This window comes from Blastococcus sp. SYSU DS0828, assembly GCF_054050975.1.
Window position 1 is genome coordinate 51,994 of record NZ_JBJHAK010000004.1, and the last position, 13,099, is coordinate 65,092.

The window sequence follows — 13,099 nt, forward strand, 5'->3', positions numbered from 1 at the left end:
TGCGCGACGCTCCTGCTCTTCCGCACCGTTGATCCCAGAAGTAGGGATCAGTCGCGCCTCGTGCCAGGCTTCTTCCGCCATCCCGCTCTACGTCCTTTGCTCAATGCCCACAACGGTGCTTCAGGACACTAACGAGCCAAAGCACCCGCTCCGGGACGCGGACGAGTGTCGAATCTCCCCTGACGTTGCGAGACTCCTGCTTCGCTTGAGCCGCATGCGTCACAGCCTGCCCCAGAACACCATCACAACGGAACTAGGGAGGCGGCATGCTGACCGCGTTCGCAGGGGCGCCATGACGGGACGGCCGCCATGACATTGCCGTCCTGAGGACGCTCGGTACCAACTTACGATAGGCTCGGTCGTCGTTCCGAACGTCCGTGTGTAACTACCTGCTGCCGGCCCCGCCGGCGGATCAAGGCGGCACGCCCGATCCGCCCAGCAGAGGTCATGTTCCACACGCGCCCCACCGACTCCGCGGTGCTCCGCTCCGCCGGTCTCTCCTACTTCCCGCTCGCGTTCATCGCGCGGCTGCCGTTCGCGATGATGGTCGTCGGCGTCCTCACCCTCGTCGTCGCCGAGCGCGGCTCGGTGACCCTCGGCGGCCTCAACTCCGCCTGCGCCGGCCTGGGCACCGCACTCGCCGGCCCCCTGCTCGGTGCCGCGGTCGACCGCTTCGGGCAGCGCCGGGTGCTCGTCCCGGTGGGCCTGGTGAACGCGAGCCTGCTGGGCGTCTTCCCGCTGGTCGTCGCGAGCACCGCGGCCGACGCCGCGCTGCTGGCGCTGTCGGTCCTCATCGGGGCCTCCGCACCGCAGATCGCCCCCATGTCACGCACCCGGCTCATGGCGATCATCCGCCGGTCGGTGCACCACGACCGCCGCGAGCGGGTGGTCAACGGCACGATGGCCTACGAGTCCGCCGCCGACGAGATGGTCTTCATCATCGGCCCCTTCCTCGTCGGGCTGCTCGCCACCGCGATCGCCCCGTGGGTCGCCATCGCCGGCGCCTCGGCGCTGACGTTCGTGTTCGTCACCGCGTTCGCCCTGCACCCCACCGGCCGGCTGCACCCCGGCACGGACCCGACGGTGGCCGCGCGGGCGCCCGTCCGCGAGCTGACCCGCTTCCCGCTGCTCACCGTCGTCGTCGGCACCCTCGGCGTCGGCCTGTTCTTCGGCGCCACCCTGACCTCGCTCACCGGCTTCCTGGCCGTCGACGGCGACGGCGACAGCGCCGGCCTGCTCTACGGCGTCATGGGCATCGGGTCGGCCGTGCTCGCGCTCGGCACCGCGGCCCTGCCGGTGCGCTTCTCGCTGCGGGCGCGGTGGCTCGCCTTCGGGTCGCTGCTGCTCGCCGGCGCGATCGCCTACGCGTGCGCCGGGTCGGTGCCGGCGCTCGTGGCCGCCCTCGCGGTGCTCGGCTGCGGCGTCGGGCCGACGCTGGTCACCCTGTACAGCCTTGCCGCGGCGCTGAGCCCGGCCGGCCGCTCGGCGACCACCATGACGATGCTCGGGTCCGCCGTCGTCGTCGGCCAGGCGGTCGCCTCCGCGCTCACCGGCGTGCTCGCCGATGCGCTGGGCGCGGGTACCGCGCTCGCCGCCCCCGCCGTGGCAGCCGCCCTCGTGGTCGCCGCCGGCGCGGCGCACGCGGCATCGGTGCAGCGGAGCGCCGTGCGTCCGGAGCCCGAGCCGGTCCCCGTCCAGGTATAGCGACCGGGGACGACAGCAGGTCCGCGGCCGCTCTGCCTCTGAGTGCCACGGCACTCAGAGGCAGAGCCCGCGCGGGACCGCACATTGCGTGAGGGCGCGCGCGAGCTCTCACGTACCGGAACGAGCTCGCTTGCCGCTGGATCGCCGGAGGCCTTGACCGGTCCTCCGGCCCCCGAGAGCGTGGGTCGCCTGCTCGAACACCGCGAGTGACGAGGACGGCGATGGCTTCCTACGTGTACCGATGCGACGACCACGGGCTGACGGAGCGCTCGCTCCCGATCGGCACCGCCGAGCCGACCACCTGCTGCCCCACCTGCGGGTCCGCCGCGGTGCGGGTCTTCACCCCGCCGCGCCTCTCCTTCGGCGACCCCACGCGGCGCGCCCTGATCGACCGGACCGAGCGGACCCGCGACGAACCCGAGGTGGTGTCCTCCCCCGGTCCGCGACCGGCCCGCCGCTCCCCGGTCGCCGCCAACCCCGCGCTCCGCCGCCTGCCCCGGCCCTGAGCCGGGCGTCGCCCACCAGAACGAGCAGCCCGCTCCGCCTCCCGCGATGAAGGGACGTCCCCATGGCCAGCGTCGGACTGCTCTACGTCGGGGCCGTGCTGATCCTGAACGGGCTGATGCTGCTCGGGTGGGTGGACGCCCGCGCGGCCGCGCCGCTGAACTTCTTCGTCGGCGGGCTGCAGGTGCTCACGCCGACCTTCCTGATCGTCACCTCCGGCGGTGACCCCGACACGATCCTCGCCGCCTCGGGCCTGTACCTGTTCGGCTTCACCTACCTCTACGTCGGGTTCAACCTGCTGGGCGACCTGGACGGCACCGGGCTCGGCTGGTTCTCCGCGTTCGTCGCCTGCTGCGCCCTGGTCTACGCCGGGCTCAACTTCGGGCGCCTGGACGACCCCGCCTTCGGCGTGATCTGGCTCTACTGGGCGGTCCTGTGGGCGCTGTTCTGGGTCGTCCTCGGGCTCAAGCGCGAGGAGTGGACCCGGTTCACCGGCCTCGTGGCCGTCGTCGCCGGTGTGTTCACCGCAGCCGTCCCCGCGTTCCTACTGCTCACCGGCGTCTGGGGCGACTACCTCACCGAGTCGGCGATCGCCCTCGCCGTCATCTGCCTGGCGTCGCTGGCGCTCGCCCCGCGGCTGCGCGAACCGGCGGCCACCGAGGCGACGGCGCCCGCGCCGGAGCTGCGGGAGGGCGACGTGCCGCCGTCCCCCCGCTCCGGGACCCCCACCGCCCACGAGAGGCGGTGACGCCGATCCCGCACGCCGCACCCGCTCGCACCCGGACGCGCACCACCTGTGACCTGGAGGTCCCCCGTGCCGAAAGTCGTGTACCCCCTCGACTCGTCGAAGAAGTTCACCGAGCAGCAGTACGTCGGGCACAACCGCTGGCACCCGGACATCCCGGCCAACGTCACCGTGCGCCCGGGTGACACCTTCCGCGTCGACTGCCGGGAGTGGTTCGACGGCGCCATCCACAACGACGACTCCGCCGACGACATCCGCGACGCGCCCCTGTCGACGGTGCACTGCCTGAGCGGACCCTTCCACGTGGAGGGCGCGCAGCCGGGTGACCTGCTGATCGTCGACATCCTCGACGTCGGCCCGATCCCCCAGGAGGACTCCGGGCCGCTCGCCGGCCAGGGCTGGGGCTACACCGGGATCTTCGCCAGGCAGAACGGCGGCGGCTTCCTCACCGACCAGTTCCCCGACGCCTACAAGACGATCTGGGACTTCTCCGGGCAGACCGCCACCTCCCGGCACATCCCGGGCGTCTCCTTCACCGGCATCGTCCACCCCGGGCTCATGGGCACCGCGCCGTCGGCCGAGCTGCTCGCCCGCTGGAACCGCCGCGAGCAAGCGCTGATCGACACCGATCCCGACCGGGTGCCGCCGCTGGCGCTGCCCCCGCTCCCCCAGGACGCCATCCTGGGCACGCTGCAGGGCGCCGACTACGACCGGGTGGCCGGCGAGGCCGCGCGCACCGCGCCACCGCGGGAGAACGGCGGCAACCAGGACATCAAGAACCTCACCAAGGGCAGCCGGATCTTCTACCCGGTGTTCGTCGACGGCGCGAAGCTCTCGCTCGGTGACCTGCACTTCTCGCAGGGCGACGGCGAGATCACCTTCTGCGGCGCGATCGAGATGGGCGGCTTCATCGACCTGCACGTCGACGTCATCAAGGGCGGCATGGAGACCTACGGCGTCAGCGAGAACGCCATCTTCCTGCCCGGCAACGTCGACCCGCGGTACGAGCGCTGGCTGGCGTTCTCCGGCACGTCGGTGACCCTGGACGACGAGCAGCGCTACCTGGACTCGCACCTGTCCTACCAGCGCGCCTGCCTGCACGCGATCGACTACCTGACCAAGTTCGGCTACACGCCGGAGCAGGGCTACATGATCCTCGGGGCCGCACCGATCGAGGGCCGGCTCTCCGGGGTCGTCGACATCCCGAACTCGTGCTCGACGGTCTACCTGCCCACCGGGATCTTCGACTTCGACGTGGAGCCCTCGGCGTCGGGACCGACCCGCATCGACCCGGGCATGGGGGTGCCGCGGTCCAGCTTCTGAGCCGGCCACCTCTCCACGGACGGCCCCGGCCACGCAGGCCGGGGCCGTACGTGCGCCGTGGCGGTATGGCGGGCGACGGCGGCCGGCTACACCCGGACGCCGGGTGCGAGCTCGGCGATGAGCTCTCCGACCGGCCTCGGCCGCCCGTACAGGTAGCCCTGCGCCAGCGGGCAGCCGAGGTCGACCAGCGCCCGCGCCTGCTCCGGTGTCTCCACGCCCTCGGCGACGAGGACCAGCTCCAGCGCGTCGGCCAGCGCCATGACGCTGCGCAGCAGCCGCGCCCGCCGGCTGGAGGTGGTGATCGCCGAGACGAAGGAGTTGTCCAGCTTCAGGAAGTCGGTGGGCAGCGTGTCCAGCCGCGCCAGCGCCGAGTAGCCGGTGCCGAAGTCGTCGATCGCCACCTGCAGCCCGTGCTCGCGCAGCGCGTGCAGCGCCGCCACCGACCGGGTCGTCTCCGCCTCGACCAGGCTCTCGGTCACCTCGACGACGGTCCGCTCCGCCGGCCAGCCGGTCGCGGCCAGCGTCGCCAGCACCCGGTCGGGGAACCCGGGGTCGTCCAGCTCCAGACCCGACACGTTGACCGTCAGGAACAGCGTGCGCCCGGTCGCCTCCGACAGCGTCCGCGCGTCCTCGCACGCCGCCGTCCACACGAACGCGCCCAGCGCGCCGACGAGGCCCTCCTGCTCGGCCACCGGCACGAACTCCGCCGGCGGGACGGGCCCGCGCGACGGGTGCGCCCAGCGCACCAGCGCCTCCACGCCGACGACGTCGCCGTCCGCCGGGGTGACGATCGGCTGCAGATGGACCGACAGCCCACCGGAGCGGCCGGCCGCGAGCGCGGCGGCGAGGTCGCGCGCCAGCGGGCTTTGCCCGTCGGCGTCCAGCTCGCTGCGCCCGCGGCCGAGCGTCTTCACCCGGTACAGCGCGGCGTCGGCCCGGCGCATGAGGTCCGACGGCGAGTCGCCGAGCGCCAGCTGCGCCACGCCCACCGACGTCCCCACCTGCGGCAGCGCCGCCCGCAGCGACTCCGCGACGGCCAGCGCCCGCTCGCCGTCGGAGCCGGGCAGCAACAGGGAGAACTCGTCGCCCCCGTGCCGCGCCAGCACCGCACCCCGGGGCAGCAGCGGCCGCCAGGTGGCCGCGACCGCGCGCAGCAGCTCGTCGCCGGCCGCGTGTCCCTGCGTGTCGTTGACGGTCTTGAAGTGGTCGAGGTCGAACAGCGCCGCCGACAGCGGCTCGCCCGAGCGCACCGCCGTCCGCACCGCCGCGTCCAGCGTCTCGTCGAAGCCGCGCCGGTTGACCAGCCCGGTGAGCGCGTCCTCCTCGGCGCTGGCCGCCCGCCGCGCCAGCACCCCGACGGCGCCGGCCGAGCCCAGCACCAGCACCGCCAGGACGACGGCGGTCCCGACGGGGACGTCACCGCGCACGGCGACGACCACCGTGCCGATGGCGAGCATCTCGGTCAGGAAGCCCAGCGCCCACGGCCGCGGGAAGAAGAGGAAGGCGACCATCGCCGCGAACGCCGACAGCGCCAGCACCGCGACCGCGCCGCTCACCGTCGGCGCGGAGAGCCCGAAGATCCCGATGCCCACGACGCCCAGCACGAGCAGCGCCTGGAAGAAGCCCCGCGGCACCAGGTGGCCCCAGCGCACGACCGCCAGACCCACCAGGGTCGTGACGGGCCCGAGCGCCGTCACGGCCGGGTGCACGTGGTCGAGGCCGCCGGGCGTGCCGAGGACCAACCCGACGGCCGCTACCCCGCCCAGAGCGGTCAGCAGCCCGGCGGTCCGGGCGACCACTCGCGGGGTGGCCACCTCCGGGGCCATCCGACTCATGCGCATGACCGTCTAATCGGTTGTGCGCCACCGGAGCTGGAGGGTCGCCTCCCCCGTCCGGGCAGGTTCCGCAGGCGGGCGGGGTGCGGCGCCGAGCCCGGTCACGACGGGAAGTGCGTCCCCAGCTCGTTCAGTGGGGCCGGCCGGGAGAACAGCCAGCCCTGCGCGTAGTCGCACCCCATGGCCTGCAGCGCCGCGCGGTGCCCCTCGGTCTCGACCCCCTCGGCGGTGACCACCAGGCCGGCGCCGTCGGCGAAGTCGACGAGCAGCTGCACCAGGGCCCGGTCGCGGTCGTCGGTGAGGATGCCCTGCACGTACGAGCGGTCGATCTTCAGGCCGTCGGCGCGCACCTCGCGCAGGTGGCGCAGCGACGTCCCGCCGGCGCCGACGTCGTCGAACGTGACCTTGTAGCCGGCGGCGCGCAGCTGCTCGAGCGGCTCGACCGCGGCGTGCAGCTGGTCGACCAGCAGCGACTCCGGCACCTCCACCCGCACCAGCGCCGGGTCGAGGCCGGCGGCACCTGTGGCGTCGGAGAGCACCGTGCCCAGGCCCGGGGTGAGCAGCCGGTCGGTGCTCACGTTGACGTTCAGCGCGACGCAGCCCGCCTCCGGGCCACTTTCCCGCTGCCAGGCGGCGAACTCCCGCGTCGCGGTGCGCAGCACCCAGTCGTCGAGGGCGGTGAGCTGACCCGACCGGGCGGCCGAGGCGAGGAAGGCGTCGGGCGCCAGCAGGCCCAGGCGCGGGTGCTGCCAGCGGACCAGCGCCTCCACGCTGCCGAGCCGGCCGTCGGCCAGCCGCACGATCGGCTGGTAGAGCAGCAGGAACTCCCCGCGGGCCACGGCCTGGGCCACGCTGGTACCCGCGAGCGGATCGGCGTCCACCGCCGTCGTCACCAGGACGGGGCCGCTGACGTGGTCCCCGCCGTTGCGCTTGCCCGTGTACATGGCCAGGTCCGCCGCCCGGACGAGCTCACCCGGGTCCACGGAGCCGCCGGCGCTCACCGCGAGCCCGGCGCTGACCCGCACCCGCTGCGCAACGCCGTCGTCCCGGCTGATCGCGGCCACGGCCCGGTGCATGCGGACGGCGATCGAGCGCGCGATGTCGGTGTCGGGTGCGCCGTCGCGGCGGGCCAGGGAGGTGTCGATGTCGAGGCACGCGGCGAACTCGTCGCCGCCGAGGCGCGCCACCAGGTCCACCGGCCGGGCGGCCTCGGTCAGCGCGGCCGCCACGTCGCGCAGGAGCGCGTCCCCGCGGTCGTGCCCGAGGTCGTCGTTGACCAGCTTGAACCCGTCGAGGTCGAAGTAGACGACGGCGGTCTGGTGCCCGGGCTGGGTGGCGCTGCGCCGGCAGGATTCCTCGACCCGGCCGAAGAACGCGTGCCGGTTGGCCAGGCCGGTGAGCGGGTCGCGCAGCGCCTGGCCGGCGAGCGCGCGGGCCAGCGCGGAGAGCAGCACGGGCATCGGGACGGCCCGCACGCCGTCGGCGCCCAGCACGAGGACGTGGTCCTGCACGTGCTCAGGGTCCCGGGTGATCGCCCGGCTGGACGCCTCGATGACCGTCGTCGTCGCCGGCAGGGTGAGCGCATCCCACTGGGCGACGTCGGACAACCGCCGGCGCCCGTACAGCGAGCGGCCGTAGCCGTAGGCCCCGCTCATCAGCGCCTCGAAGCGGCTGCGCTCGACCAGCCCGACCACGCCGTCGACGTCGGGGTGGGCGATGACCGCGCACCCGGCGTCGCGCGCCCGCCCGAAGACCCGGTCGAGCTCCTCGCAGCTGCCGGCACCGGGCAGCACGGGCACCGCACGGGCCAGGACGCCGAGGGTGAAGGTCTCGCCGGCCTCGCCCTCCGGGTGCAGGGCACCGAGACCGTCCTCGACCGTCGTCAGGTGAGTGATCACAAGATCACATCGACGCGCGGAGGTGCGGAACCGGAGGGCGGGCCGCAAATCTCACCCGGGCGGGTGGCTGACCTGCGATTTTCCCGTGGTGCGGGTCACCTCCCGCGCCGAGCCGGGGCGCCGCCACGGCCCCGGGCCGGTGGCCGGTCAGACCCCGAGGTGCGCCAGCGCCTGCAGCAGCAGGGTGCTCTGCCCGTTGGTCAGCTCGGCCAGCACCGCAGGATCGCGCGCCTCCAGCGGCGAGAACCAGGTCAGCTCCAGCGCGTCCTGCTGCGGCGAGCAGTCCCCCTCGACCGGCACCACGTAGGCCAGCGACACCGCGTGCTGGCGCGGGTCGTGGAACGGCGTCACCCCCGGCGTCGGGAAGTACTCGGCGACGGTGAACGGCTGCGGCGCGGGCGGGACCCGCGGCAGCGCGAGCGGGCCGAGGTCCTTCTCCAGGTGCCGCAGCAGCGCCGCCCGCACCCGCTCGTGGTACAGCACCCGCCCCGACACCAGCGCCCGCTTGATCTGCCCGTCCTCACCGGCGCGCAGCAGCAGCCCGATCGACGTCACGGTGCCCTGCTCGTCCACCCGCACGGGCACCACGTCGACGTACAGGATCGGCAGCCGCTCGCGCGCCGCGTCCATCTCCTCGCGGGCCAGCCAGCCCCCGCCTGTCGCCGTCGTCAGCTCGGTCATGGGAACTGTCTAGCCGATGCCCCCAGCAGGCCGACACCCGCGCGGCTGGACGGCGGACGTGCTCCCCGTCACGTGGCGGCGCCGATCCGAGCCCCGACCGGAGCCCTTCCCCTTCCGCACCCCCAGGAGTAGGCACGTCACCATGACCGCCGTCACAACCGGTACGACCACCCACCCGCTCGCCCGGCTGACGGGCGAGGAGATCACCGCCGCGACGGCGATCGTCCGCGCCGCCGGCCTCTGCGCCGAGTCCAGCAAGTTCGTCTACGTCGGGCTCGAGGAGCCGCACAAGGCGCAGGTGCTGGCCTGGCGGCCGGGCGACGCCGTCGAGCGCCTCGTCCGGGCGCTGCTGCTCGACCGCGCCACCGGCGCCGGCCGCGACGTCACCGTCTCGCTGACCGCCGGCACCGTCGTCCGGGACGTCGAGCTCGACGCCGTCGCCGACGGGCAGGTGCCGATCCTCGACGCCGAGTTCGAGTCGATCGAGCCGATCCTCGCCGCCGACGAGCGCTGGGTCGCCGCGATGGCCAAGCGAGGGTTCGACGTGGCCGACGTCCGCGCCGTGCCCCTGTCGGCCGGCTCCTACTTCGCCGACGAGCGAGGCCACCGGATCGTCCGCGTGCTCGGCTTCCACCAGGCCGACGAGGCCGACCTGCCCTGGGCCCACCCGGTCGACGGCGTGGTCGCGTTCGTCGACATCACCCGCGGCGTGGCGACGGCGGTGCAGGACCACTTCGACCTCGCCGTCCCGGCCGAGCGCGCCGACCTGACCCCCGACGTGCACCCGGCGCCGGCCCGCGACCTCAAGCCGATCGAGATCGTCCAGCCGGAGGGGCCGAGCTTCACCGTCGACGACGACGAGGTCACCTGGGCCGGCTGGCGCTTCCGCATCGGCTTCGACATGCGCGAGGGGCTGATCCTCAACCAGCTCTCCATCGACGGCCGCTCGGTCATCCACCGCGCCTCCATCTCGGAGATGGTGGTGCCCTACGCCGACCCCTCGCCGGTGCGGTTCTGGCAGAACTACTTCGACACCGGCGAGTACCTCTTCGCCCGGTACACCAACTCCCTGGAGCTCGGCTGCGACTGCCTCGGCGAGATCCGCTACTTCGACGCCACGGTCGCCGACGAGGACGGCGCCCCGCGCACGATCCGCAACGCCGTCTGCATGCACGAGGAGGACTACGGCGTCCTCTGGAAGCACACCGACATGTTTAACGGGATGGCCGAGACACGGCGCCAGCGCCGGCTGGTGATCAGCTTCTTCACCACCATCGGCAACTACGACTACGGCTTCTACTGGTACCTCTACCTCGACGGCACGATCCAGCTGGAGAGCAAGGCCACCGGCATCGTGTTCACCTCCGCCTACCGCGGTGAGGAGCACCCGTACGCCACCGAGATCGCCCCCGGCCTGGGCGCGCCGTACCACCAGCACCTGTTCTCCGCGCGGCTGGACATGGCCGTCGACGGCGTCGACAACACCGTCTACGAGGTCGACGCCGTCCGGCAGCCGGTCAGCGAGGTCAACCCGTACGGCAACGCGTTCACCCGCCGGATGACCCCGCTGACCTCCGAGGCGGAGGCCGCGCGGCTGGCCGACGGCACCGTCGGCCGGGTGTGGCACGTGGTCAACGAGTCGAGGAGGAACCGGCTGGGCCAGCCGGTCGGCTACGCGCTGCACCCCGAGGGCGGCCCGGTGCTGCTGGCCGACGAGTCCTCGTCGGTGCACGCCCGGGCCACCTTCTCCACCAAGCACCTGTGGGTCACGCAGTACGACCCGGCGGAGAAGTACGCGGCCGGCGACTTCGTCAACCAGCACCCCGGCTCGGCCGGCCTCCCGGCGTTCGTCGCCGACGACGCGCCGCTGACCGACACCGACGTCGTCCTGTGGCACACCTTCGGGCTGACGCACTTCCCGCGGCCGGAGGACTGGCCGGTGATGCCGGTCGACTACGCCGGCTTCACGCTCAAGCCGGTCGGGTTCTTCGACCGCAACCCCGGCCTGGGCGTGCCGAGGTCGGCGTCGTCGCACTGCGCGTCGGGGGCGGACGAGGCCCCGAGCGGGCACTGCTCGTGACCGCCGCCGTGGCCCGCGCGGTCGCGTCTCCCGCGGGCGCGCTGATGTCGCCCGGGCCGGCGCTCGTCTCCGGCCAGCTGCTGGTCGCAGCGACTGCGACGCTGCGCCGCTGACCCGCCGCGCACCGCCCCGGGGTCCGCACGGGCTCCGGGGCGGTGCCGCGTCCCGAGCACGCGGAGCCTGGCCGATTCCGCCGGCGGGCGGCGTGGGCCGTTCCCTCCCGGCGCTGCGGAGGCCATGCTGCGGGGAGCCCGACGGGACCTGCACCACCACGGGGTGCGGCGCGTGTGGCAGCTTGGTCCCCCGGAGATCGGCTGCAGAAGGTGGAGGACGTCGCACGGTGACGATCGGCGCGAGCGTGTCCCCCCACGTCGAGGAAGCCGTGGCGCTCGCCGAGGACCTCGTCGACGCCTGGGGCAGCTGGGGCCCCAACATGACCCCGGACGCCCGGCAGGTCGCGTTCATCAGCGACCGCTCGGGCACTCCGCAGCTCTGGCTCCAGGACGTCGTCCTCGACGGCGAGCAGCCGCCGGCCCGGCACATCCCGCTGTCCGACGACCCGGTCATCTCGGTGCGGTGGGCGGCCGACAGCCGCTGGCTGGCGTGCGAGGTGGCCACCGACGGCGGCGTCCGGACGGCGGTGTGGGTGGTCCGGCCCGACGGCTCGGACGCCCTCCGGATCGCCGGCAACTCCGACGAGCACGCCGAGCTCGGCCCGTGGACCCGTAGCGGTCACCGCGTCGTGGTGACCCTTCCCGGGATGGCGGCCGGCGTCCCCACCCGCGCCTACCTCGCCGACCCCGCCACCGGCCGGCTCGACCCGCTGGCCGAGGGCGACCTGATCCACGTGCTCGACGTCTCCCTCGAGGAGCGGTTCATCGTCATCCGCGACGGCGAGCGGGGGCAGCAGTACGTCGTCGTCGTCGACCGGCTCAGCGACGAGGACTTCAGCGCACTCCCCCACGGGGCCACCGGCTCCACGGACGTGGCGCTGATCCGGCCGGCGCCGGAGGACCACAGCGGGCCGGTCTACGTGTACCTCGCCTCGGACGTGGGCCTGCCCCGCCGGCAGCTCATCGGGCTGCCGTTCGGGCCGAACGGCTGGCGTGGTGAGCCGCGGACCCTCGCGGCCCGGGAGGACGCCGAGCTGGAGGACATCGACGCCGACGACGCCGGCGGGCTGCTGCTCCTGGTGTGGAACGTGGCAGGGCGCAGCGAGCTGGAGCTGATGGACACCGCCACGGGCGGGCGCACACCGATCTCCGGGTTGCCCGGGCTGGTGGCCGCCGACCCGGTGCTCAGCCGCGACGGCTCCAGCGTCGTGCTCGGCGTGCAGGGGCCCACGCGCCCGCGGGAGCTGTGGCACCTGGACACCACCACCCACGCCTGGACACGGGTGACCTCCGCGCCGCCACTGCCCAGGCGCCGGCTCGTCGTCCCGAGCCTGGAGAGGTTCACCGGCCGTGACGGCCTGCCGTTGAGCGGCTGGCTCTACCGCGCCCCGGGCCGGCTCAACGGCCCCGGCCCGGTGGCGATCTACCTGCACGGCGGCCCCGAGGACCAGGAGCGGCCCGCCTTCGCGCCGCAGCACCAGTCGCTGGCGGCCGCCGGCGTGAGCGTGTTCGCGCTCAACATCCGCGGCTCGGCAGGCTTCGGCCGCGAGTTCGTGCACGCCGACGACCTGCACGGCCGGTACGACGCATTCGCCGACGTCCTGGCTGCCGCCGAGCACCTCGTGGAGGCCGGCATCGCCGAACCCGGCCGGCTCGCGGTCACCGGCCGCTCCTACGGCGGCTACCTGACCCTCGCGACGCTGGCCTTCTCGCCCGGGGTGTTCTCCGCCGGGGTGGACGTCTGCGGCATGTCCGACCTGGTCACCTTCTACCGCGACAGCGAGCCGTGGATCGCCGCGGCCGCCGTGACCAAGTACGGGCATCCCGAGCGCGACCGGGCGCTGCTGGAGGACATCTCCCCCCTGTCCTCGGCCGGCAACATCCACGCCCCTCTGCTCGTCGTGCACGGCGAGCACGACACCAACGTGCCGATCGGCGAGGCGCACCAGATCGTCCGGGTCCTGCACGAGCTGGGCCGCGCGGTCGAGTACCTCGAGCTCGCCGGGGAGGGGCACGTCTTCCGCCAGGCGAAGTCCCGCAAGGCGCTGGCCGGCGCGATGACCCGCTTCCTCCACACCCACCTGTGCCGGGATGCGATCCAGCCCGGCCACGACGGGAGCGGCGGGTGACGCTGCGCCGCTGATCCGCCGCGCACCGCCCCCTGCGGTTCACCCGCTGGACACGTACCGTTTCCCGTGACCGTCGTCACGGGAGAT

At 73.8% G+C, this 13,099-nt stretch carries 9 protein-coding genes; 6 read left to right on the forward strand and 3 right to left on the reverse strand.

Annotated features, from left to right (window positions below):
- Positions 1-447 precede the first annotated feature (447 nt).
- The 4 genes from ACI79Q_RS04350 to fmdA all read left to right on the forward strand — a co-directional run bounded on the left by ACI79Q_RS04350 (position 448) and on the right by fmdA (position 4,276).
- Positions 448-1,704 carry an MFS transporter gene (locus tag ACI79Q_RS04350; protein WP_456614257.1) on the forward strand — a complete coding sequence of 419 codons (1,257 nt, stop codon included), beginning with the start codon at positions 448-450 and terminating at the stop codon, positions 1,702-1,704.
- Positions 1,705-1,925: 221 nt separating this feature from the next.
- Positions 1,926-2,210, forward strand: a complete 285-nt coding sequence (locus tag ACI79Q_RS04355; protein WP_456588477.1) for an FmdB family zinc ribbon protein — start codon at positions 1,926-1,928, stop codon at positions 2,208-2,210.
- A 62-nt stretch (positions 2,211-2,272) separates the two neighbouring features.
- Positions 2,273-2,956, forward strand: coding sequence for an AmiS/UreI family transporter (locus tag ACI79Q_RS04360; RefSeq protein ID WP_456614258.1), 684 nt, complete (start codon positions 2,273-2,275; stop codon positions 2,954-2,956).
- A 66-nt stretch (positions 2,957-3,022) separates the two neighbouring features.
- Entirely contained in the window at positions 3,023-4,276 is a 1,254-nt protein-coding gene (gene fmdA, locus ACI79Q_RS04365) for a formamidase (RefSeq protein ID WP_456598685.1), read from the forward strand.
- A gap of 86 nt (positions 4,277-4,362) precedes the next feature.
- Here fmdA and ACI79Q_RS04370 read toward each other — a convergent pair whose 3' ends face one another.
- The 3 genes from ACI79Q_RS04370 to ACI79Q_RS04380 all read right to left on the reverse strand — a co-directional run bounded on the left by ACI79Q_RS04370 (position 4,363) and on the right by ACI79Q_RS04380 (position 8,690).
- Entirely contained in the window at positions 4,363-6,111 is a 1,749-nt protein-coding gene (locus ACI79Q_RS04370) for a putative bifunctional diguanylate cyclase/phosphodiesterase (RefSeq protein WP_456612374.1), read from the reverse strand.
- A 101-nt stretch (positions 6,112-6,212) separates the two neighbouring features.
- A complete protein-coding gene (locus tag ACI79Q_RS04375) occupies positions 6,213-8,009 on the reverse strand; it encodes a putative bifunctional diguanylate cyclase/phosphodiesterase (RefSeq protein ID WP_456588473.1) in 1,797 nt (598 codons plus the stop codon).
- Positions 8,010-8,156: 147 nt separating this feature from the next.
- Positions 8,157-8,690 carry an NUDIX hydrolase family protein gene (locus ACI79Q_RS04380; RefSeq protein WP_456588472.1) on the reverse strand — a complete coding sequence of 178 codons (534 nt, stop codon included), beginning with the start codon at positions 8,688-8,690 and terminating at the stop codon, positions 8,157-8,159.
- A 142-nt stretch (positions 8,691-8,832) separates the two neighbouring features.
- Between ACI79Q_RS04380 and ACI79Q_RS04385 the strand changes: the two genes are divergently transcribed.
- Both ACI79Q_RS04385 and ACI79Q_RS04390 read left to right on the forward strand, forming a co-directional pair.
- Positions 8,833-10,770 carry a primary-amine oxidase gene (locus ACI79Q_RS04385; protein WP_456614259.1) on the forward strand — a complete coding sequence of 646 codons (1,938 nt, stop codon included), beginning with the start codon at positions 8,833-8,835 and terminating at the stop codon, positions 10,768-10,770.
- Positions 10,771-11,110: 340 nt separating this feature from the next.
- The gene (locus tag ACI79Q_RS04390; RefSeq protein WP_456614260.1) at positions 11,111-13,012 is read left to right on the forward strand and encodes a S9 family peptidase; all 1,902 of its coding nucleotides are present in this window, start codon (positions 11,111-11,113) and stop codon (positions 13,010-13,012) included.
- Positions 13,013-13,099 lie beyond the last annotated feature (87 nt).

Bases quoted from the DNA above. Each gene is read 5' to 3' on its own strand.
- ACI79Q_RS04355 (WP_456588477.1), top strand. From the start codon at position 1,926: ATGGCTTCCTACGTGTACCGATGCGACGACCACGGGCTGACGGAGCGC.
- ACI79Q_RS04360 (WP_456614258.1), top strand. From the start codon at position 2,273: ATGGCCAGCGTCGGACTGCTCTACGTCGGGGCCGTGCTGATCCTGAAC.
- ACI79Q_RS04370 (WP_456612374.1), bottom strand. From the start codon at position 6,111: ATGAGTCGGATGGCCCCGGAGGTGGCCACCCCGCGAGTGGTCGCCCGG.
- ACI79Q_RS04380 (WP_456588472.1), bottom strand. From the start codon at position 8,690: ATGACCGAGCTGACGACGGCGACAGGCGGGGGCTGGCTGGCCCGCGAG.
- ACI79Q_RS04385 (WP_456614259.1), top strand. From the start codon at position 8,833: ATGACCGCCGTCACAACCGGTACGACCACCCACCCGCTCGCCCGGCTG.
- ACI79Q_RS04350 (WP_456614257.1), top strand. From the start codon at position 448: ATGTTCCACACGCGCCCCACCGACTCCGCGGTGCTCCGCTCCGCCGGT.